The sequence below is a fragment of the Microbulbifer salipaludis genome (assembly GCF_017303155.1).
GTDB classification, from domain to species: Bacteria; Pseudomonadota; Gammaproteobacteria; order Pseudomonadales; family Cellvibrionaceae; genus Microbulbifer; species Microbulbifer salipaludis.
Map to the genome: position 1 here is coordinate 1 of NZ_JAEKJR010000001.1, position 20,671 is coordinate 20,671.

Genomic DNA, 20,671 nt, shown 5'->3' on the forward strand with positions numbered 1-20,671 from the left:
GATCCGTCGCTCCGCAAGCACCCACACATATTGCTTGATCGAATTTTTAAACAACTCAGCGTGGCGCTCGGCCCTCACTGTGGGATGCGCATTTTACACATCCAATCTGCTGAAGCAAGCGTTTTTTTAATTTCTTTTCGAAGAAAACTCTTTGAAAATCAACAGCTTACTTAGCTTCCTCGCCGCGTTTTGCGTTGCTGCTCAAGCAGCGAGGGCGCGAACTATACGAGCCTGCCCGGGGGCACGCAAGCACTTTTGTGACAAAACTGTAAAAAAGTTTTTTTGAGCCCTGATTCGCTCAACTTTCAATCAATTGGCCGCCTATCAGGCAACTTGATAGAAGAGGTGGTACTTCTTCTTACCCAGGCGAACAATGAAGTAACGGCCATGCAGCGCGCGCTCACCGGCGAAGACCGAAGCCGGGCTAGCGTTGCTATCCATACCCACCTCAACGCCATTGACCAGCACCGCATTGCGACCGAGCGCGTCTTTCACCGGCTTGCCCGATGGCGCCATGCCCGCGTCGACCAGCAGATGAATCAACGTCTGCTCACCAAACTCAACCGGCAACTCGGAACTGGGCAGGCCATCGAGACGCAACTGCTCGAGATCCCCCTCGGACAGATCGTCGATACCACCGGAAAATAACGCCTGCGAAATGCGCTCGGCGGCCGCGAGCCCCTCTTCACCGTGCACAAGACGGGTCACCTCCCTGGCAAGCACACCCTGCGCTTCCGGACGCCCCGCCCGTTCCGCGTCGGCCTTTTCGATCTCGTCGATGGCATCGACCGTAAGGAATGTGAAGTACTTCAGGAACTTGTAGACATCCGCGTCGGCAGTGTTCAACCAGAATTGATAAAAGGCATAAGGCGATGTGCGCTGCGGATCCAGCCAGATGGTGCCACTCTCGGTTTTGCCAAATTTGGTGCCATCCGCCTTGGTGACCAGCGGCAGGGTGAGGCCAAACACCTTGCCCCGATGCTGGCGGCGGGTGAGATCCACACCACCGGTGATATTGCCCCACTGGTCGGAGCCACCAATCTGCAGGGTGCAGTTATGGCGCTTATAGAGCTCTGAGAAGTCCATGGACTGCAGGAGGATGTAGGCGAACTCGGTGAAAGAGATGCCCTCCCCCTCGCGCTGGATCCGCTGCTTCACGGACTCCTTGTTCACCATATTGTTGATCGAGAAGTGCTTGCCAACATCGCGCAGGAAGTCGAGCACATTCAGATCTTTGGTCCAGTCGAGGTTGTTGGCCACCAGGCCACTGTTTTCACCGGCATCAAAGTCCACAAAGGCGCTGACTTGCGCCTTGATCTTCTCCACCCAACCGGAAACCACTTCTGGCGTATTGAGTGATCGCTCCTGCGCCTTGAAGGAAGGGTCGCCAATCAGGCCGGTTGCGCCGCCAACCAGTGCAATAGGCTTATGACCTGCCGCCTGAAACCTCTTGAGTGTCAGCAGCGGGACTAGACTGCCTATATGCAGGGAATCTGCAGTGGGGTCAAAGCCGCAATAGAGTGTGCGACTGCCTTCTGCCAGGTGCTGTTCCAGTTCGCCGTCACCGGTGGCCTGATTGACCAGCCCACGGCGCGTGAGGTCTTCCAGCAGTGTCGCATCCACTCCGGCCATTGTATCCCCTTGCGGTAAGTTCAGATGTGCTCATGGAAGCCCGCAAAACCAGCGTTTGGGCGGGCAAAAATTGGGCTGCAAATGTACCGAATCCTGCGGCAAATACAAGCGCGGCGGGCGGTGGAGGTAAAAGCCGGCCATCCAGCGGTCGTGCGGTATTTCCTCGCAGGGCAAAGGAACTGAATCATGGACAGACAGGTCAATTACCCCGTGAACCAAGGCGGGAATTTTGTTATAAAGCCCTCTCGGTGTTCGTTTTTTAGACGCCACTATGTGCACCAACACCAGAGTCCCGGCCAGCGGCCAGGCCAGAACCCGAAAACAATCACTGTCAGCGCTACCCATTAGTACCATGCAAGATCACCGTAAAAATCCACGCCTGCTGGGCGCACTGGGCAAACATTTTCCTCGCACCCACGCACTGGCAGCCGGCGCCGCCAGCTTTGCGCTCGCTCTGGCACTGTTTGTTTCCACTCCGGAAGTGGAGGCAAAACGCATCTCGCTGGAAGTCTCCCTCAGCCAGCCCGAAGCCGCGATGCAACAGCTCCCCGAGCAGCCGCCCGTTGATGTAACGACTACCGCTGACGCGCCGCAAAGCGTGATGGAAGGCCTGCGGGTAGTACAGGAGACGGTGCGCAACGGCGACACCCTGTCCGACCTGTTTCAGCGCGCGGGTATCAGTAGTGCCGAAATGTACCAGCTGCTGTCCAGCGGCAAGGAAGCAAAACAGCTGGCCAAACTGACCCCCGGCGAGGAACTCACCTTCCAGATTGACGGCGAGGGCAGCCTGCAAAGCCTTGAATTGCATCGTGACCGCCTGAGCAAGGTGGAGTTCAGCCGTGACAATTCAGATGAGTACAAATACGCACTGCACCAGCGGGATCCCGAGCGCTACACCGCATTCCGCCAGGCAGAGATCCACAGCTCCCTGTTCGTCGATGGCAGCAAGGCCGGCCTGAGCAACAACCTGATCATGGAGATGGCCGACATCTTCGGCTCGGATATCGACTTTGCACTGGATATCCGCAAGGGCGACAAGTTCAGTGTCGTGTTCGATGAGGAGTTCCTGGATGGTGAAAAGATCGGTAACGGCGCCATTCAGGCGGTGACCTTTACCAACCAGGGCAAGACTTTCAGCGCGGTGCGGTACACCGACAGCAATGGCGATACCAACTACTACACCCCCGACGGCAAGAGTATGCGCAAGGCGTTCATCCGCACGCCGGTGGATATCGGTCGCATCAGCTCGCACTTTAACCCGCGTCGCCTGCACCCGATCTTCAAGACCCGTCGCCCGCACAACGGTACCGACTACGCCGCCCCCCGTGGAACCCCGGTTTACTCCGCCGGCGACGGTAGAGTGATCAAGGCGGGTTACAGCAAGGCGAACGGTAATTACGTGTTCATTCAGCACGGTGAACGCTACGTCACCCGCTACCTGCACCTGAACAAGCGTCACGTAAAACGCGGCCAGCGGGTCAAGCAGCGCCAGGTGATCGGCACCGTGGGTGCCACGGGTTATGCGACCGGGCCGCATCTGCACTACGAGTTCCTGGTGGACGGTCACCACCGCAACCCGGCCACCATCGTGCGCAAGCTGCCCAAGGCGAAAGCCATCCCGACATCGGAAATGGCCCGCTTCCAGGAGCAAACCCAACCACTGATGGCCCAGCTGGAGCGCTTCGAGCAACCAGCGTTGGCGCAAAACACCGAAGAGAAGGACTCCGTAAACTGAATGACGGACCTCTACATCGGCCTGATGTCTGGCACCAGCGTTGATTGTATCGACGCGGTGCTGGTGGAGTTTTCCGGCTCTGGCAGCAAGCTGCAGTGCAAGACCCGTGCAGCGCTTGGCCACCCCATTTCACAGACCATGCGCGAGGCCATTCTCGCGCTGTGCGCGCCGGGCCCGTCCGAACTGGACCGCGCCGGCCAGCTGGACCGCCAGCTCGGCCAGGAATTTGCTGCCGCAGCCCTGGCACTGCTGCATGAAGCGGGCATCGAGCCCGGCGCGATCCGTGCGATTGGCAGCCACGGCCAAACCGTACGGCACCGTCCACCGGGCAGCGTATCCACCCCCTTTTCCATCCAGCTCGGCGATCCCAACACCATCGCAGCACTGACCGGTATCACTACCGTAGCGGACTTCCGTCGCCGCGATATGGCGCTGGGCGGACATGGCGCACCGCTGATGCCGGCGTTTCATAACGCGGTTTTCCGCACAAGCCGCGACCGGGCCGTGGTCAATATCGGCGGCATGGCCAATATCACCGAGCTTGCCGCGGATGGCGGCGTGCGCGGGTACGATACCGGGCCCGGTAACGCATTGCTGGATTACTGGGTGAAGCTGCATCGCGGAGAAGCCTACGACGCCGACGGCGCCTGGGCCGCCAGCGGCACACCGCACCCGGAACTGCTCAATCGCCTGTTGTCCGACGCCTACTTCGCCGCACCGGCGCCCAAGAGTACCGGCAGGGAAGCATTCAACCCGAGCTGGCTGGAGCGTGCCTGCGCCGGCCTGGAAGTCCCCCCGGCGGACATTCAGGCGACACTGGCAGAGGTCACCGCGGCCTCCATTGCCGACGGCGTGCGCGAGTTTGCACGCGGCGGAGAATTGCTGGTTTGCGGCGGCGGCGCCCGCAATGGGGACCTGATGGAGCGCCTGCGGCGGCGACTGCCCACGTGGTCGGTGGCTGCCACCAACGAGTACGGAATCGATGCGGACTGGGTCGAAGGGGCGGGCTTTGCGTGGCTGGCGCGTCAGACAATGCTCAGCCTCAGCGGTAACTGCCCCGCCGTGACCGGGGCAGCAAAAGAGACCATTCTGGGGGGGATATTTCCCGCCTGATCAGGGCTGCGCCATCCGGCGCGGCAACCGACTAGATCGAGAAGGAAGAGCCACATCCACAGGTAGCGGACGCGTTGGGATTCTGGACCACAAAGCGGGAACCAGACAGCCCCTCTTCATAGTCCACACTGGCACCAACCAGATACGGATAACTCATGGCGTCTACCAGAACTTCGATGCCGTCCTTTTCCACTACGGCATCATCTTCCGCCACCAGCTCATCAAAGGTAAAGCCGTACTGAAAACCGGAGCAGCCGCCACCGGTCACGAAGACACGCAACTTCAGCTCCGGGTTACCTTCTTCCTCCAGCAGGCCTTTGACCTTGGCCACAGCCTTGTCGGTCACCTGAATCGGGTCGGGGGAAAAAGAAACAGCTTCAGACATAATTCACTCTCGAAACAGATTCGCAGCCCTGCCCTCCACAGAGGGGGCTGCCCACTGCCGGATGGCAGCGGTGCGGACGCATTATGGGTAAAACCCAGCAAACAGGTCAAGTATTGCCAGCCTGATCGGAGTTAACCAGCAGCGCCCTTCGCGTTATTCCGCGTCTGCCGCCGTTTCTTCGGAGTAGCCGAGCATACGGGGCTCGCTGGTGGTATCCACTTCCACATTGGAGACCAGGGAGCCGTTGACCTGGGCACCCTTCACCATCTCGATCAGTTTGTAGTGCACATTGCCTTCTACGACCGCCTTGGAAGCCAGCTCCAGGTGTCCACTGGCATGCACATCGCCCTTCACGTTGCCGTTGACCACCACGTTAGGCACGCGGATTTCGCCTTCGACGACGCCGCCATCGACGATTTGCAGGCGTGCGTCGCTGTCACTGTGGGCGCTCACATTGCCGTTGACCCGTCCCTCAACAACCAGGTTGCCGCGAAAATGCAGGTCGCCGGTCACTTCGGTGTGACGCGCGATCAAAGTCGTACTGTTGCCGCCAGTGCTAGCCATAGTTTTCTCTTTCTTTTTCAACATAATTCAACCAAAACCTCATGAATTGCGCGGAACCTGGTCACTCCGCGGAGAGCGCCGCAAGGCGCCCATATCAGCAAATCAGCTCTGCTGCACCAGCCAGCCATAGCGCTGGTCGATGCTGAAACCTTTGCGCTTGCTGGATTTAAGCGACAGCTCCACACCTTCTGGCACAAAGCCCTCCGGCAACTGCAGCTCTCCCTCGATATTCTGGAAATACTTGAAGCGTAGCGGAATCGACTCGCTTTCCACCTGCGGGGAAAGGTCTGCGAGCGCGTAGCGGCGCGCCTCTCCCTCCAGCTGCCCCACAATGGTAAAACGCACCGCACCGGTAACTACCTGATGGCGGGCGGCGGACTGCTGCACCAGCAACTTGTACTGGTAGCGCCCCTCTCCCGCCTCAGAGATACTGAAGCGACCGATGGAAACCCCATCACTGCCCTCCGAGGGCGCCATAATCCCACGGTAAAAGGAGATTTCCTGGCGCAGCTCGGCAATCTGATTTTCCTTGGCCACCAGCTCGCTCCGCACGGACTCGCTCGCCTGCTGGCCAATCGCCACCGACTGCTCCGCAGTGGCGGCCCTGACGCGCAGCGCCTCGTTCTCAGCGCGCAGGCGATCGAGCTCGTCCAGCGAGCGGGCGTGTGCCCGGGTCTTCTCGTCCAGGTTTTTACTCAGTTGATACTGTCCCGCAAAGAAAGCGCCGGCACTGGTTGAAAGCACCAGCAAGGACACCCCCAGCACAGAAAATACGCCATGGATGGGCCTGTGGGGGACCACCTTCATGCGATACTGTTTACTGCCTTTAACTTTGCGTGCCATGTATCTTGAGTGTCGTTATCTGGATAGTGTGATCGCGGTGTCGCGTATTTTTCTGTTTTACCAAAGCCTTCGATTCTAAGGCAGCAATGCCGGGCTCTCCAGCCCCTGGTTCTCATTTAAGCCAAACATGATGTTCATGTTCTGCAGCGCCTGCGCCGATGCACCCTTGGCCAGGTTATCAATGACCGACAGGACAACCACGGTGTCGCGCCCCTGGGGCCGGACAACGGCAAGGCGGCAGACATTGGTACCGCGTACGCTGCGCGTCTGCGGGTGGCTGCCCGCGGGCATCACATCCACAAACGGCTCTGCCGCGTAGCGCTGCTCGAACAGGGCCTGCAAGGACGCCTGGGTTGCCTCCGCAGCAGCAGGGCTCTTGAGCTTTGCGTACAAGGTGGCGTGGATACCGCGCACCATCGGCAGCAGGTGCGGCACAAACGTGAGTTCAACACTGCCGCCAGCAGCCTGTGCCAGCCCCTGCTCGATTTCCGGCAAGTGGCGATGCCCGGCTGCGCCGTAGGCGCGAAAACTGTCGTTATTTTCCGCGAACAGCAGGTCGGTCTTGCCCTGGCGGCCGGCGCCACTGGCACCACTGGCCGCATTGGCAATCAGGCCCCGGGGCTCTACCAGGCCCGCCTCCAGCAAAGGGATCAGGCCAAGCTGGATAGCAGTGGGGTAACACCCCGGGCACGCGATCAACTGGGCACCCGCAATCTGCGCACGATTCACCTCCGGCAATCCGTACACCGCCTGTGCGGCCAGCTCCGGGCAGGCGTGCGGCTGCCCGTACCATTGCTCCCAGACGGGAATATCCTGCAGGCGAAAATCCGCAGACAGGTCGATGACACGCACACCGCGCGCCACCAGCTCGGGCACCTGCGCCTGCGCCACTCCGTGGGGGGTGGCAAAAAACACCACATCGCACTGTGCCAGCGTGTCCAGATCCGGGGCACTGAACGCGAGGTCGTAGTGGCCACGCAGGCTCGGAAACAGGTCCGCCACTGGCGTTCCGGCTTCCGCGCGCGAGGTGATCGCGGTCACCTCCACTTGTGAATGGCCAGACAACAGACGCAAAAGCTCAACGCCCGTATAACCGGTTCCACCAACAATTGCCGCTTTGATGACGCTCACGCCCACTCCTCGCTGTTGTCTGTCCCTGTCCGGGCCACCGCCGCCTGCTGGCGGGCCATGACCCTGTATACTGAGCCGTGCACTCTACCATAAGCCACCGATTTTAAAGGACTAACCGTGCGGCGCCGCCAGCAGCGAGACCCCGAGCCACCCACTTCCCCACTCTCCGCCCGGCATTACGCAGGTCTGTTCGAGCGCGCGCGGGTAAAGCTCTCGGCGCAACAGGCGCTGGCGCTGCTGGTACTGCTCGCACTGGTCATCGGCGTGTGTGCGGGAGTAGTGGTGATCGGATTTCGCCAGCTGAGTGAAGGTCCCGCAATCCTGTACCTGCCACGGCTGGAGGATTTTGAGGCACTCCCGGCATCGTGGCGATTCGGCCTGCCAGTGGCGGGCGCAGCCGTTCTCGGCCTGCTATTTCACTGGGTGGCACCCTCCGGGCGGCCCACCGGCGTGGTGCATGTACTGGACCGACTGCACAATCATCAGGGCCGGATGCCTATGAAGAATGCGGTACTGCAGTTCTTTGGCGGCACCCTCGCGCTATTGAGCGGTCAGTCCATCGGCCGTGAGGGGCCGTCGGTACACCTCGGTGCGGCGAGCGGCAGCTGGGTTGCCCAGCGCCTGCGACTGCCCGACAACTCGGCGCGCACCCTGTTGGCGTGTGGCGTTGCGGCGGCCATTGCCGCCTCATTCAATACGCCGCTGGCCGGGGTGATCTTCGCCATGGAAGTGGTGATGCTGGAGTACACCGTCGCCGGCTTCCTGCCCGTGATGATCGCCGCGGTGAGCGGCAGCGCTGCCACCCGCCTGGCGTTCGGTCACCAGGCTGCGTTTAGCGTGCCGGCCTCGCAGCTGGAGTCCCTGGCGGAATTCCCCATCCTGTTCGTCGCTGCGCTGATCATCGGTGCACTGGCCGCACTGTTTATCCTCAGCCAGCGCTATCTGGTGCCGCTTCAGCAGAAACACTCGCCTTTCCCCCGTTTCCTGGTTGCCGGTGTCGCCACCGGCGTACTGGCGCTGTGGGTGCCGGAGATTCTCGGCACCGGCTACGACACCCTGGAACTGGCCATGCTTGGGCAGCTCAGTATTGCGGCCCTCGCAGCCATCGTGCTGGCCAAGATCGTGGCCACGGCACTGGCCACCGGGCTGGGGATTCCCGGCGGGGTCATTGGCCCGAGCCTGGTAATCGGCGCCTGCGTGGGCGGCGCGGCAGGACACCTGGCCAACCTGTGGCTGGGGGCCGCCACAGCCAGCCCGGGGTTGTATGCAATGGTAGGGATGGCGGCAATGATGGCGGCGCTGCTCAACGCCCCGCTGGCCGCGCTGCTGACCATCCTCGAGCTGACCTACAACCCGAATGTGCTGTTCCCCGGCATGATGACTATCGTGGTCGCCTGCCTGGTCAGCCGACAGCTGTTCGGCAGCGACGGCATTTATCAGGAGTCCCTCAGGGCGCTGGGCAAAAGTGGCACCCCCAGCTGGCGCGCGCAGATGCTCAGCCGGGTGGGCGTTGCCAGCGTTATGGAACGCGCGGTCGCCACAACCCCGCGACTACTGGAACGAGCGCAAGCCGAGCGACTGATCGAGCACCAGCCAGCCTGGCTACTGATCGGCGGGGATGACACACCACAGGCCCTGCGCACCGCCGATCTCGCCATTTTTCTCCAGCGTCCGCCAAAAGAACCCGACGGCCATGAGGAAAGCGAGAAAGAGGAAGAGAAGATCGACCTGCTGCGCCTGCCCGGCGAGCGCCTGCAGCTGGCGCCGTTAAGCTGGCGCGCGACGCTTCTGGAAGCCCAGCAGCAACTGGAACAGCAGGGCGCGGGAGCACTGTATATCGGCCGGGATTACGACCAGGGTAATAGCGGTGTACTGGACAGCGAGGTGGCGGGTATCATTCTGCCGCAGCATATCGAGCATTATTATCGCCAGTAGGCGCCCGGCGGAGGCTGTGCCTCCGTCGATCCAGAATAAATAAACTAACCGGACCTTGTTCCGGATAAGGAGCAACGATGCTTTGGCTCAAGGCTTTCCATCTCATATCCATGGTGTGCTGGTTTGCCGCACTCTTCTACCTGCCCCGCCTGTTCGTGTATCACGTCGATGCCACCGACTCTCTGAGTAAAGATCGCTTTCAGATCATGGAGCGCCGCTTGTATCGCGGTATTGCCATACCCTCGATGATCGCCACCATCGTATTCGGCGTCTGGCTGATTACCTTTAACCCCGAGTACTACAAATCCGCTGGCTGGCTGCACGCCAAGCTCACCTTCGTGGTCTTGCTGATCGGTTACCACCATATTTGCGGCAGCTATGTGAAGAAGTTTGCCGCCGGCACTATCAACAAAAGCGGCCGCTATTTCCGCGTGTTTAATGAGCTACCGGTGGTGGCGCTGGTGATAATCGTGATACTCGCGGTGGTCAGGCCCTTCTGACCCCTGTCGCGATCACCCGCCCCGTCGCCTCTTACTGCGGCCCGGGGCGCGTGAGGGCACCGAAGCAGAGCCCTGCTATACAGTGGCGCGTCTAGAATAGATACATCGCTTTTCAGGTCCCGAATGGTCATGGATACACGCCAACCCATCGTTCTCACGGTTACCCACCACGACCCCAGCGGCAGCGCCGGCATTGCCGCGGATACGGAAACCGCGGCCAGCCTTGGGTGTCACTGCACGTCGGTCGTGTCGGCAATCACCGTCGGTGACACCCGCGACCTGGCAGGAGTAGCGCCGGTCGACGACAGCTTGCTGGTAGAGCAGGCCCGCGCCGTGCTCGAAGACATGCCCGTGGCGGCAATCAAAATCGGCTATCTCGGCTCGGTGGAAAACGTGCACGCACTGCACAGCGTGCTGCGGGACTACCCGGATATTCCCCTGATCATCGACCCGGATGCCACCCTCGCAGACAAGGAGAGCCTGCTGGCTCCCCCCTTGTGGCGGGCCATGTGCGACCTGCTGCTGCCACTGGCCACCCTGGTTGCCCCCAACCGGCGCGAAGCCCGCGCCATGGCTGGCGAGGCGGATGTCCACGATGCCCAGGCCCAGGAGCTGCTCGAGAGTGGCTGCCGCTATCTGCTGCTGACCGGCGTACCCGCCGGTGGTCAACAGCTGGAGAACCGGCTCTACGATGTGCGCGGCCTGGTGCGGGAATTCCGCTGGCAGCGCCTGCCCCCCGCCGCCTACGGTGCCTGCGGCACCCTCACCACGGCGATTGCCTGCCACATTGCCCATGGCCTCAACATTCTTGAAGCGGTCAATCGCAGCCAACAATTCACCTGGAGCGCCATAGCGGGTAGCCGACGACTGGGCATGGGGCGGCCGGTACCCAACCGCCTGTTCTGGACCTGCAAGGACTGATCGGTCCACCACCCGCTTCTGACAAGCCTCTACCGCCACACCAGGCGACGTCCGGCGGATTCTTCCAGCGCAATCTTCCCTGGCGTTTGCGGCGAGACGCGACGGTGAAGATAATACGCGCAACATTCTGTGCCGATGCTGTTGCGATGGCATCCCTTCCTTACCACCAATCCGGTTCCCCAGTAGCTATGAGCAAGTCCGAAACCCTCTTCGCCGAAGCCCAAAAGGTCATTCCCGGTGGCGTCAATTCACCGGTCCGCGCATTCCGCGCGGTGGGTGGCACGCCCGTTTTTATCGAGCGCGCCGAGGGCGCCTACCTCTACGATGCCGATGAAAAACGCTATATCGACTATGTGCAGTCCTGGGGCCCCATGGTGCTGGGCCACGCGCACCCGGACGTGATCGACGCGGTGGTGGAACAGGCCCAGTCAGGGCTGAGTTTCGGTGCACCCACCGAGCTGGAAACCGAACTCGCGGAAGAACTGTGCCGCGTGTGGCCGAATATGGATCTGGTGCGCTTCGTAAACTCCGGCACCGAAGCCACCATGAGCGCCATTCGCCTGGCCCGCGGCTACACCGGCCGCGACAAGATCGTTAAATTCGAGGGTTGCTACCACGGCCACTCCGACTCGCTGCTGGTCAAGGCCGGCTCCGGGGCCCTCACCATGGGCGTGCCCTCCTCCCCCGGCGTACCGGCCTCACTGGCGGACCACACCATCACCCTGACTTACAACGATATCGAGGGCGTGAAAAAGTGCTTCGCCGAGATCGGCGACCAGATTGCCTGCATCATCGTCGAGCCGGTGGCCGGCAATATGAACTGCATCCCGCCGGTGCCGGGCTTCCTGCAGGCGCTGCGCGAAGTGTGTGACCAGTCCGGTGCGGTGCTGATCCTGGACGAAGTGATGACCGGTTTCCGTGTCAGCCTGACCGGCGCCCAGGGCCACTACGGCGTCGAGGCGGATATCACCACCCTGGGCAAGGTCATCGGCGGCGGTATGCCGGTAGGGGCATTTGGTGGCAAGCGCGAGATCATGGAGCAGATTGCACCGCTGGGCCCGATCTATCAGGCGGGCACCCTGTCGGGTAACCCAATGGCCATGGTTGCGGGCCTGGAAACCCTGCAGTTGATTCAGGAACCGGGCCTCTACGACAGCCTGACGGAAAAGACCGACCGCCTGGTGGACGGCGTGTTGGCCGCGGCAAAAGACGCGGGTATTCCGCTCACCGCCAACAAGGTGGGCAGTATGTTCGGCTTCTTCTTCACCGACGCCGACCAGGTAACCAATTACCAGCAGGTCATGGCCTGCGACACCGATCGCTTCAACCGCTTCTTCCACGGCATGCTGGAAGAAGGCGTTTATCTGGCGCCAGCGTCCTACGAAGCCGGGTTCATGTCCGCCGCCCACAGCGACGAGGACATTGATGCCACCATTCAGGCGGCGAAAAATGTCTTCGCCAAACTGCAGTAAGGGAGGCCCACCATGACGTTTTCCTCCCACCGGGGCCCCTTCCCCCACAGCCGCCCACGGCGCCTGCGTGCCAGTGAATTTTCCCGCCGTCTGGTGCGGGAAAACCGCCTCACCAGCGACGACCTGATCCTGCCCCTGTTCGTCATCGAGGGCCGTGGCGAGACCCAGCAGGTTGCCTCCATGCCCGGCGTAGAGCGGCTGACTGTGGACCTGCTCACCGCCAAGGCGAAGGCACTGGTGGCACTGGGTATTCCGGCAGTGGCCCTGTTCCCGGTGGTAGACCCATCGGCGAAATCTGACGACGCCCGCGCCGCCTACGACAAACACGGGCTGGCCCAGCGCGCGGTGCGCGCGCTGAAAGACGCCGCGCCCGAACTGGGGGTCATTACCGATGTGGCACTGGACCCCTTCACCAGCCACGGCCAGGATGGCCTGATGAACGAGGCCGGTTACATCGTCAACGACGACACGGTAGAGGTACTGGTGCAGCAGGCGCTGTCCCACGCCGAGGCCGGCGCCGATGTGGTGGCGCCTTCCGACATGATGGACGGGCGCATCGGCGCGGTGCGCGCAGCACTGGAACGGGAGGGCCATGTGAACACCCAGATCATGTCCTATGCCGCGAAATACGCTTCGAGCTATTACGGCCCGTTTCGGGATGCGGTGGGCTCTGCCGGCAACCTGAAAGGCGCCAACAAGTTCAGCTACCAGATGGACCCGGCCAACGGCGACGAAGCACTGCATGAGTGCGCGTTGGACCTGGCCGAAGGCGCTGACATGATCATGGTCAAGCCCGGCATGCCGTATCTGGATGTGGTGCGGCGAGTGAAAGACGAACTGAAAGTGCCGACGTTTGCGTATCAGGTGAGTGGCGAATACGCCATGCACTGCGCGGCCTTTGACAACGGCTGGCTCAATCGCGAAGCCGTGATCCTCGAATCCCTGCTCGCGTTCAAACGCGCCGGTGCCGACGGAGTGCTGACCTATTTCGCGGAAGAAGCGGCGCGGTTATTGGAACAGTAGTGGCTTGCAGCAGGTCGCGCGGCCACGTTCGCAGCCTCTCTCGCGGCCGCTACGGCCACTGATCGGGTTCCTGCGGCGGCCAAGGCTCCGCCTCCTCTACGGGTGCACCGGACCGCCGTAACCGCTCCTCCAGTATCCGCCGCTCCTCTGCCGCGCGGCGCTCCTCCTCCAGATAGCGCTGCTCCTGAATGCGGCCGGATTCCTCCAGCCGGCGCAAGCGCTCACTCTCGGTCTGGGGGATTTCGTCGCGGCCGCTCTCCGGGCGCTCCTGCGGCACCACGGGGCTCTCCAGATTCTCCTGGTCCAGCTGATCCCGCAGTTGCTGCTCCCGTTGATACTGTTGCTGCTGCTCGCGTTCCCGGCGTTGCTGCTCGGGATCGATACCCCATCCCGGGGTCATGTCCTCGCGCGGGGCAACATTTTCATCTTCCCGGTCAAACCAGTTGCGGAACCAGCCGCGGCGCTGGCAGCGGGGATCGGTTTCCAGTCGGCTCTCCACCGATACGGGAATCTCGCGCCCGCCCTGGCAGTTGCGCGGATCCATAAACTGGCCCTGTTCGTTCAGCGGCTTCCACTCGACACCGCGGGGCGCCTTGATACGCCCGTGCCGGTGGGGCAGCTGGCGCATGATGTCGGTCCAGATGCTCAAGGCACCGGTGGCACCGGTGAGGCTGGTGCGATCGTTGTCATCGCGCCCCAGCCACACCACCGCGGTCACACCCGGGCTGAACCCGGCAAACCAGCTGTCACGATAATTGTTGGTAGTACCGGTCTTGCCGGCAAAAGGTACGCTGTTGGGCAGGCGCCGGTAGGCACTTTTACCCGTGCCCTCGCGCATTACCTGCTCGAGTCCGTAGCGCAACAGGTATACCGGCACCTCATCCACGCCGCGGTTGGATTTGGGCCGGAAGCGCTGTACCTGCTCACCATCCGCATCGGACACCGCCAACAGGGTGCGCGGTTCCACATGTTCACCACCATTGGCGATAGTCTGGTACATACCGGCCACCTCAAACGGAGTCATCTCCACGGCGCCCAGAAACAGTGACGGTACCCGCGGCAGGGGCGCCTGCACGCCCAGCCGGCGGATCGTCTGTCGCACATTTTCAATGCCCAGATCCAGCCCCAGACGGGCGGTGGCCTGGTTGTAGGAGCGCGACAGGGCCACGTACAGCGGCACCAGGCCGTGGCTGCGGTTGTTGAAGTTCGCCGGCATCCACACCTGACCGTCGGCGGTCTCTTCGCGGATGGGGGCGTCGTCGATCAGGGTGGCCAGGTTGTATTCATGAGCCCGCTCCAGTGCCGTCAGGTATACCGCGGGCTTGATTAGCGAGCCCACCTGACGCCGGGCATCCAGTGCCCGGTTGAACCCGGGGTAGTGTGGGCGCCGGTCGCCCACCATGGCGAGCACATTGCCACTGAGGTTTTCCAGCACCACGGTAGCGCCCTGCAGGGAATCCGCCTGAATACCACGGTCTTTTTCCAGCTTGGCCGCGCCTGCACTGACCGCATCTTCCGCCAGCTTCTGCACCGAGGGCGCGAGGGTGGTGTAAACACGCAAGCCGGCCGTGCGCAGCTCCTCGACGGAATAGTAGGGGCGCAGCTCTGCCAGCAACCGCTCGGTAAACGCGGGATACGGATTCTGCGCCGCGGCACCGGCAGCGGCCACTTCCAGCGGTTTTTTACGCAGGCGGTCGTGCTGCTCGTTGCTGATCAGCCCCTGTTCGAGCATCACATCCAGCACCGTGTTGCGCCGCTCCAGCGCCCGCGCGGGGTTGCGCCACGGATTGTAATAAGAGGCACCCTTGGCCAGCCCCACCAGCAAGGCAATCTGATGGGGTTCCAGCTGGTTGAGCGGCTTCTGGAAATAGAATTCAGACGCCAGCCCGAAACCATAAATAGCGCGGCTGCCCTGCTGGCCCAGCCAGACTTCGTTGATGTACTCCTGCAGGATGTAAGCCTTGTCGTAATGCACCTCCATCAGGATCGCCATCAGCGCTTCGTTGAATTTGCGCCACAGACTCGGCTTGTGATCGAAGAAGATATTTTTTACCAGCTGCTGGGTGATGGTGGAGCCACCCTGCACCACGCCACCGGCTTTGAAGTTGGCCACCATGGCGCGAGCGATACCACGGGGCGACACCCCGAAGTGGTGCACAAAATCCTGGTCCTCTACCGCAATCAGGGTCGCCCCCAGCAGTGGCGGAATATCCTCGATGCGCACCGGTGTACGGTCGTCACCACCACCGAGCAAGGTGCCGATAGACGCGGCATCCAGGCGGAATTCCTGCAACCGGTCGCCGCTTTCACTACGCAGGTTGCTCAATTCATCATTGCGCAGGCGGAACTGTACCTTGGCCGCGGGCTCACGTTGATCGGCGTGGATAAAGTCACGGCGCCAGACCAGGTATTCCATCCCTTCTCTTTGCCATTGTCCTGGTTCCTCGACCGCCGCAACCTTCTTGTAATTGAGTGCGGCGAACTCGGACTCCAGCTCATCCGGTCGCATGACCATGCCTTCCTGCAGGATCAGCGGGCGCGCATAGACCCTGGCGGGCAGCTGGTACTGGCGACTATCCAGCCGCTCCCGCAACTGCACATCCAGCCACACCATATAACCCGCGAGCACCAGCACGCCGAGCAGGGCCAGCAGACTGAGACGCTTGATCCAGCGGCGCAGGCGGCCGGAGCCACCGTTACCCTTTGCACGTTTTGCTTTTGTACGGCGTTTGTTTGATGCCATAGATATTCAGATAAACTCGTTTCTTGCTGCGACTTGCAGGGATTGGACCGGGTTATTCGGCCACACTTGAGGCAGTTATAGCGCGCATTTATAGGGTCACATTCATACAAGTCAAACCCAGTCGGTCACATTTCGACGGTGCAGACGCCGCATCCACTCGTGGGAGCCGACTTGCACTTGACCCAACGGCCGCCATAATGCGCCAAACGCCCGCGGCATGGGCCATTGGATTCGGGTACCCACCTGCCACCTATCAGTAACGGAAATCTCTATGCACCAGTACGATCTCTACGGCATTGGCGCCGCGCTTCTCGACACCGAAATTGAAGTCACCGACAGCGACCTGCAAACCCTGGGTGTCGACAAGGGGGTCATGACACTGGTGGACGACACACGCCAGCAACAGCTGGTGGACGACCTGCAAAACCATCTGGTAACCGCCAGCCATGCCTGCGGCGGTTCCGGCGCCAACACCATCATCGCCGCCAGCTATTTCGGCCTCGACACCTTCTACTCATGCAAGGTCGCGGACGACGACAACGGCGATTTCTACCGCGACAATCTGGCCGCCGCCGGTGTCGACTACCCGAAGGCCCTGCACAACGCCGGTACCGGCACCACCGGAAAGTGCCTGGTGCTGATTACACCGGACGCCGAGCGCAGTATGAATACCTTCCTCGGTATCAGCGCCGAACTCTCGGTCGATGAGCTCGATCGCGAAGCCCTTAGCAAATCCCGCTGGACCTACATCGAGGGCTACCTGGTTTCCTCGCCTACCGGCCGCGCTGCCGCCGTCGAGCTACGCCAGCAGGCCGAGGCCGCCGGCGTTAAAACCGCCCTGAGTTTATCCGACCCCATGATGGTGCAACTGTTCCACGACGGTCTCGAGGAAATGATTGGCGCCAATGGCGTTGACCTGCTGTTCTGTAACCGTGAAGAGGCACTGCAATTCTGCAAAACCGAGACTCTGGAAGACGCCGCCCAGGACCTGCGTAGACACTGCCGCGCCTTCGCCATCACCCTCGGTGCCGACGGCGCACTGCTATGGGATGGCGAACAGGAATACCGCGTCGCCGCCCCGCAAGTAAAAGCGATCGACACCAATGGCGCCGGCGACATGTTCGCGGGCGCCTTCCTGTACGGTATCAATCGCGGTATGGCATTCGCCGAAGCGGGGGAACTGGCCTGCCGCGCGGCCGCGCAGGTGGTGAGTCAGTATGGACCGAGATTGCGTGCGGAGCAGCACAGTGCGTTACTGGGGCAGGTGGCCGACGCGTAACCGGGGACTCGAGGCGCGAACGCCACCCAGCACCTTGGACAGGCAGCTTAGATACAGTTTTGCAGTGAGGGAGGTGAACGCGCCGGAGCGAGTTTGGCGGGGCACCAGGCAGCGACCTGAAACCAGGGTCCGGCACTCGAAGGCCGCAGCAGGCGCCGCATGCGCACCCGCGCAACTGCGGCGCTAATCTACCGAGGCAGGACGAGGCCCGCTGATTTCCGGCAGGCAGGCCGCCGCGGCAATCCCGAAGCCCTGGGCATAATCCACCCCCATCAGGCGCAGCTTCTCCAGCAATTCCGGCGTCTCGGCAAATTCTGCAATGGTGGCGATACCCATGCGCTTCGCCAGATGGTCGATGGTGCTCACCATGGCACTGTCGATCTCGTCCTCCAGCATGTTGCGCACGAACGAACCGTCAATCTTCAGGTAATCGACGGGCAACTGACGCAGGTACGCCAGCGACGAGGCGCCGCGGCCGAAATCATCCAGTGCGAAACTGCATCCCGCGGCGCGCAATTTGTGGATAAATAGCAGCGCCCGGTCCAGGTTGGCGATTGCACTGGTCTCGGTAATCTCAAACTGTACCCGCGACGGCGCCACCCCCGCCTCGGTCAGTTCGCGCAGTACAAAGTCTGCAAACTGCTCGTCGCCGAGACTGATGCCGGAAATATTGATGGCATAGTGAAAACCGGCGGAGCCATTGACCTGCTCCAGCGCCATGTAACGGAAAATATTCCGAATCACCCAGCGGTCCACCTCATCGATCATTCCGTAGCGCTCTGCCGCCGGCAGGAAGACCCCCGGAGAAATCACATCCCCGTCCCGCCCCTGCATTCGCACCAGCACCTCGTAGTGATGCACGCGGTTATGATCCTGCAGCGCCACCACTGGCTGCCGATAAAGCAACAGGCGATCTTCGCGAATGGCGGCGTGAATTTCTGCCAGCCAGGTACTCTCGCGACGCTTCTCCAGCGCCTTGCGCGAATCCCCAAAAAATTTGACCCGGTTGCGCCCCTGGTCCCGCGCTGCACTGCACGCGTCATTGGCCGAAGCCAGTAGCTGGCTCGCAGGCGGTGCATGACGATCAACACTGACCGCGCCAATGGAAAGTGCCGGGCGGGTTTCGCTGTCTTCCCACTGGAATACATACTCATTCACCGCTTCGCGCAAGCGGGTAACAATGCGCCGCGCCTCTTCCAGCGTGCAATCTTTCAACAACAGCGCAAACTCATCACTGCCCACACGACCCAGCAGGTCGCCATTGCCGAGGCAGCGAGTCAGAATTTTCGCCAGTGCAATCAACAGTGCGTCGCCCGCGTTGTAACCCAGAGTGTCGTTGACCACTTTGAACTGGTATACGTCGAGGTACAGCAGGATATGGTGCTGGCGGGCGCCGTTGTAGTTCTTCAGCAACTGCTGCAGCGCATGTTCGAAGGTCTGGCGGTTGGGGAGACGGGTGAGCGCATCGTGACTGCTCTGCCAGCTGAGGCGGGTAGAAATACGGCGGGCATCGGAAGTGTGCCGCAGTACCAACACATAGCCGTCCAGCGCTGCACCACTGGTGAGACTGTTGATCTGCACACTCACGGCGAGCAGATCGCCATCCTCCCTGCGGATATTGGCATGCAGCTCGCGCCGGCGGGGAATGTCTTCACCGCTATCGCCGCTGGCCAGCTTGAGATCCAGCGCTTGCCCCTCGTCGGTAAATAGGGGCAGGCTGTCGCGGAGTAACTGCCCGGGCAACAGCCCCACCAGGTTGCCACAGAGTTCACTCACTAGAGGATTGCTGTAGCGCACAACACCGTGACGATCGGTCACGATCACGCCGTCAGCCACCTCACCCAGCGCCAACTCCGCCGCCTCCCCGCTCAAATGACCACCAGGTAACAGGTCTGAACCGGACTCATCCAGCTGACCATGATAGGCGGCGTTTTTGGGTGTGAACTCAGTCAATGCAATTCCAATTCAGCCAGCAACTTGGTCCGGCTTTACCGAGGCAGCCCAGTGTTGCAGCTACCGAGTCAAAAAGTGCGCGGGGCACTTGCTCTCGATCAGAGAAAATAATACCGGCATCTTCACCGGCGCGGAAACCTACTTATCGCTCCTGGTGGCAATTGTGATGCGCCTCACACGCCGCCAAAAAACCGAACGATCGCACCGATTACAGGTGCTGACGCAGAAATGCCTTCAGCTTTTCGTCTTCAAATGCGCGCTGGAGTGTGGCGCTCAGCAGCCGGTTGATGGTGCTCTCCACTTCTTCCGCACTGGGCTTGATGAGATTGCGATCATTGCCACTGGTGCTGTAGTTGCCATAGAAGGTGGCTCCTTTCACCGTCACCTGCAACTGGATCGACGCGCCGGACTTCACTTTAGTGGTATACAGCTTGTTGGGACTGTCGTACTTGAGATCGGTCAAGTTCGCGACAACTTGTACATCGCCACCGGTTTCCACGCGACGAAATGACCAGGCTTCCAGCCCCTGATAGAGGGCACCGACCATGGAGGTTTCAATGTCGTTCGCCAGGGTCACGTTAGAGGGGTCCGCATAGATGCCACCCAACGACCCGAGACCGCCACCGGGTAACTGGTTGACCCCGCGGGCGTGCACGGTATAGCCGGCGCCGAGACTGTCAGGCGCCACTGTCACCTGAGGCTTGACCGCGACCTGCACCGGGCTGTGCGCACAGGCCGCCAGCATAAAGGCAAATCCGGTTACCAGTAGAGCGGCAAAACGTTTCATTCAAATTCTCCAGTATTAACGACTACTTTCTGTTGATCGGGTGACACGCGCTCAACCGTGATGGTGATGCCCGTGGTGGTGGCCAGTGCCGGGCTCCGCGCGCTGCTTTTGTTGCTCGCGGCCATACACCGGCAGCCGCATATCGCGGATGGTCCCATCGGCAAACACCAACCGGAGGGGCAGCAACTCCCCGGCTTTCAATGTCACCCCGTGTACCATCAGATGGGTCGCCCCCGGGCGCATTTCAATGGTGCCGTGACCGGGCAGAGCAATTTTTTTCAATGGGCGCATACGGCTCACGCCGTCGACCTCTTGCGTGGTATGCATCTCAATTTTCCCCGCAGGGTGAGAGGGCAACTCCACCCTGGCCAGCACCCGCTCGCTCGCAGACAGGTTGCGCAGGGCAATATAAGCTGCCCCCATGGGCGCCCCGGGAGGCATTTCCAGGGCATAACCTGCGGCCTCCAGTTCTCTGGCAAGCTTGTCGCTCACCTCTTCAGTGGTCACCTGCGTATCCAGCCTGGCGTTTTCCGCCGCGACAACGCCGCCGGGAAGGGCAAAAAAAAGCAGGCTCAACAGACAGTGACGGACTCGCCATAGCGGTTTGATCATCGCACTTTCCTCCCGCACCCGATTGTGGCTCGGGGCTTTTTAT

At 61.4% G+C, this 20,671-nt stretch carries 17 protein-coding genes; 8 read left to right on the plus strand and 9 right to left on the minus strand.

All coding sequences use genetic code 11. The annotated features are described in order from the left end of the window. Positions 1–324 precede the first annotated feature (324 nt). Complete coding sequence (gene tyrS / locus JF535_RS00005; protein WP_206997684.1) at positions 325–1,632, minus strand: tyrosine--tRNA ligase; 1,308 nt, start codon at positions 1,630–1,632, stop codon at positions 325–327. A 352-nt stretch (positions 1,633–1,984) separates the two neighbouring features. Between tyrS and JF535_RS00010 the strand changes: the two genes are divergently transcribed. Both JF535_RS00010 and JF535_RS00015 read left to right on the plus strand, forming a co-directional pair. Continuing rightward, a complete protein-coding gene (locus JF535_RS00010) occupies positions 1,985–3,367 on the plus strand; it encodes a peptidoglycan DD-metalloendopeptidase family protein (RefSeq protein ID WP_206997686.1) in 1,383 nt (460 codons plus the stop codon). Further along, the gene (locus tag JF535_RS00015) at positions 3,368–4,480 is read left to right on the plus strand and encodes an anhydro-N-acetylmuramic acid kinase (RefSeq protein WP_206997689.1); all 1,113 of its coding nucleotides are present in this window, start codon (positions 3,368–3,370) and stop codon (positions 4,478–4,480) included. A 31-nt stretch (positions 4,481–4,511) separates the two neighbouring features. Here JF535_RS00015 and erpA read toward each other — a convergent pair whose 3' ends face one another. The 4 genes from erpA to argC form a co-directional block, all read right to left on the minus strand. Continuing rightward, complete coding sequence (erpA, locus tag JF535_RS00020) at positions 4,512–4,865, minus strand: iron-sulfur cluster insertion protein ErpA (RefSeq protein ID WP_066959162.1); 354 nt, start codon at positions 4,863–4,865, stop codon at positions 4,512–4,514. Between the two features lie 153 nt (positions 4,866–5,018). Beyond that, a complete protein-coding gene (locus JF535_RS00025; protein ID WP_242523530.1) occupies positions 5,019–5,429 on the minus strand; it encodes a bactofilin family protein in 411 nt (136 codons plus the stop codon). Positions 5,430–5,531: 102 nt separating this feature from the next. Next, positions 5,532–6,272, minus strand: coding sequence for a DUF6776 family protein (locus JF535_RS00030; protein ID WP_206997692.1), 741 nt, complete (start codon positions 6,270–6,272; stop codon positions 5,532–5,534). A gap of 75 nt (positions 6,273–6,347) precedes the next feature. Next, on the minus strand, positions 6,348–7,403 hold the full coding sequence (argC, locus tag JF535_RS00035; RefSeq protein WP_206997694.1) for an N-acetyl-gamma-glutamyl-phosphate reductase: 1,056 nt from the start codon (positions 7,401–7,403) through the stop codon (positions 6,348–6,350). A gap of 117 nt (positions 7,404–7,520) precedes the next feature. On the opposite strand from argC, the gene JF535_RS00040 reads away from it, so the two are divergent. The 5 genes from JF535_RS00040 (at position 7,521) to hemB (ending at position 13,254) form a co-directional block, all read left to right on the plus strand. After that, the gene (locus tag JF535_RS00040; protein ID WP_206997696.1) at positions 7,521–9,338 is read left to right on the plus strand and encodes a chloride channel protein; all 1,818 of its coding nucleotides are present in this window, start codon (positions 7,521–7,523) and stop codon (positions 9,336–9,338) included. A 77-nt stretch (positions 9,339–9,415) separates the two neighbouring features. Beyond that, positions 9,416–9,838: a protoporphyrinogen oxidase HemJ gene (gene hemJ / locus JF535_RS00045; RefSeq protein WP_206997698.1), complete on the plus strand. Its 423-nt coding sequence runs from the start codon at positions 9,416–9,418 to the stop codon at positions 9,836–9,838. A gap of 129 nt (positions 9,839–9,967) precedes the next feature. Continuing rightward, positions 9,968–10,759 (plus strand): bifunctional hydroxymethylpyrimidine kinase/phosphomethylpyrimidine kinase, encoded by a 792-nt coding sequence (thiD, locus tag JF535_RS00050; protein WP_206997700.1) that lies wholly within the window; start codon positions 9,968–9,970, stop codon positions 10,757–10,759. Between the two features lie 188 nt (positions 10,760–10,947). Continuing rightward, on the plus strand, positions 10,948–12,231 hold the full coding sequence (gene hemL / locus JF535_RS00055) for a glutamate-1-semialdehyde 2,1-aminomutase (RefSeq protein ID WP_206997701.1): 1,284 nt from the start codon (positions 10,948–10,950) through the stop codon (positions 12,229–12,231). A gap of 12 nt (positions 12,232–12,243) precedes the next feature. After that, a complete protein-coding gene (hemB, locus tag JF535_RS00060; protein ID WP_206997704.1) occupies positions 12,244–13,254 on the plus strand; it encodes a porphobilinogen synthase in 1,011 nt (336 codons plus the stop codon). Positions 13,255–13,303: 49 nt separating this feature from the next. On the opposite strand, the gene mrcB is transcribed toward hemB, so the two are convergent. Continuing rightward, complete coding sequence (gene mrcB / locus JF535_RS00065) at positions 13,304–15,997, minus strand: penicillin-binding protein 1B (RefSeq protein ID WP_206997706.1); 2,694 nt, start codon at positions 15,995–15,997, stop codon at positions 13,304–13,306. 271 nt (positions 15,998–16,268) lie between these two features. Here mrcB and JF535_RS00070 point away from each other — a divergent pair, with 271 nt between their 5' ends. Then, complete coding sequence (locus JF535_RS00070; RefSeq protein WP_206997708.1) at positions 16,269–17,276, plus strand: adenosine kinase; 1,008 nt, start codon at positions 16,269–16,271, stop codon at positions 17,274–17,276. Between the two features lie 183 nt (positions 17,277–17,459). Here the strand turns inward: JF535_RS00070 and JF535_RS00075 are convergent, their stop codons facing one another. From JF535_RS00075 to JF535_RS00085, 3 genes are all read right to left on the minus strand, one after another. Beyond that, complete coding sequence (locus JF535_RS00075) at positions 17,460–19,229, minus strand: putative bifunctional diguanylate cyclase/phosphodiesterase (protein WP_206997710.1); 1,770 nt, start codon at positions 19,227–19,229, stop codon at positions 17,460–17,462. Between the two features lie 208 nt (positions 19,230–19,437). Further along, positions 19,438–20,016 (minus strand): YajG family lipoprotein, encoded by a 579-nt coding sequence (locus JF535_RS00080; protein WP_206997712.1) that lies wholly within the window; start codon positions 20,014–20,016, stop codon positions 19,438–19,440. 51 nt (positions 20,017–20,067) lie between these two features. Next, positions 20,068–20,628, minus strand: coding sequence for a copper chaperone PCu(A)C (locus JF535_RS00085; protein WP_206997714.1), 561 nt, complete (start codon positions 20,626–20,628; stop codon positions 20,068–20,070). Positions 20,629–20,671: the final 43 nt, after the last annotated feature.

What these genes read in the sequence shown, in the direction of transcription:
- tyrS (WP_206997684.1), bottom strand. Translation starts at nt 1,632, where the DNA reads ATGGCCGGAGTGGATGCGACACTGCTGGAAGACCTCACGCGCCGTGGG.
- JF535_RS00010 (WP_206997686.1), top strand. Translation starts at nt 1,985, where the DNA reads ATGCAAGATCACCGTAAAAATCCACGCCTGCTGGGCGCACTGGGCAAA.
- JF535_RS00015 (WP_206997689.1), top strand. Translation starts at nt 3,368, where the DNA reads ATGACGGACCTCTACATCGGCCTGATGTCTGGCACCAGCGTTGATTGT.
- erpA (WP_066959162.1), bottom strand. Translation starts at nt 4,865, where the DNA reads ATGTCTGAAGCTGTTTCTTTTTCCCCCGACCCGATTCAGGTGACCGAC.
- JF535_RS00025 (WP_242523530.1), bottom strand. Translation starts at nt 5,429, where the DNA reads ATGGCTAGCACTGGCGGCAACAGTACGACTTTGATCGCGCGTCACACC.
- JF535_RS00030 (WP_206997692.1), bottom strand. Translation starts at nt 6,272, where the DNA reads ATGGCACGCAAAGTTAAAGGCAGTAAACAGTATCGCATGAAGGTGGTC.
- hemJ (WP_206997698.1), top strand. Translation starts at nt 9,416, where the DNA reads ATGCTTTGGCTCAAGGCTTTCCATCTCATATCCATGGTGTGCTGGTTT.
- thiD (WP_206997700.1), top strand. Translation starts at nt 9,968, where the DNA reads ATGGATACACGCCAACCCATCGTTCTCACGGTTACCCACCACGACCCC.
- hemL (WP_206997701.1), top strand. Translation starts at nt 10,948, where the DNA reads ATGAGCAAGTCCGAAACCCTCTTCGCCGAAGCCCAAAAGGTCATTCCC.
- hemB (WP_206997704.1), top strand. Translation starts at nt 12,244, where the DNA reads ATGACGTTTTCCTCCCACCGGGGCCCCTTCCCCCACAGCCGCCCACGG.
- mrcB (WP_206997706.1), bottom strand. Translation starts at nt 15,997, where the DNA reads ATGGCATCAAACAAACGCCGTACAAAAGCAAAACGTGCAAAGGGTAAC.
- JF535_RS00070 (WP_206997708.1), top strand. Translation starts at nt 16,269, where the DNA reads ATGCACCAGTACGATCTCTACGGCATTGGCGCCGCGCTTCTCGACACC.
- JF535_RS00080 (WP_206997712.1), bottom strand. Translation starts at nt 20,016, where the DNA reads ATGAAACGTTTTGCCGCTCTACTGGTAACCGGATTTGCCTTTATGCTG.
- JF535_RS00085 (WP_206997714.1), bottom strand. Translation starts at nt 20,628, where the DNA reads ATGATCAAACCGCTATGGCGAGTCCGTCACTGTCTGTTGAGCCTGCTT.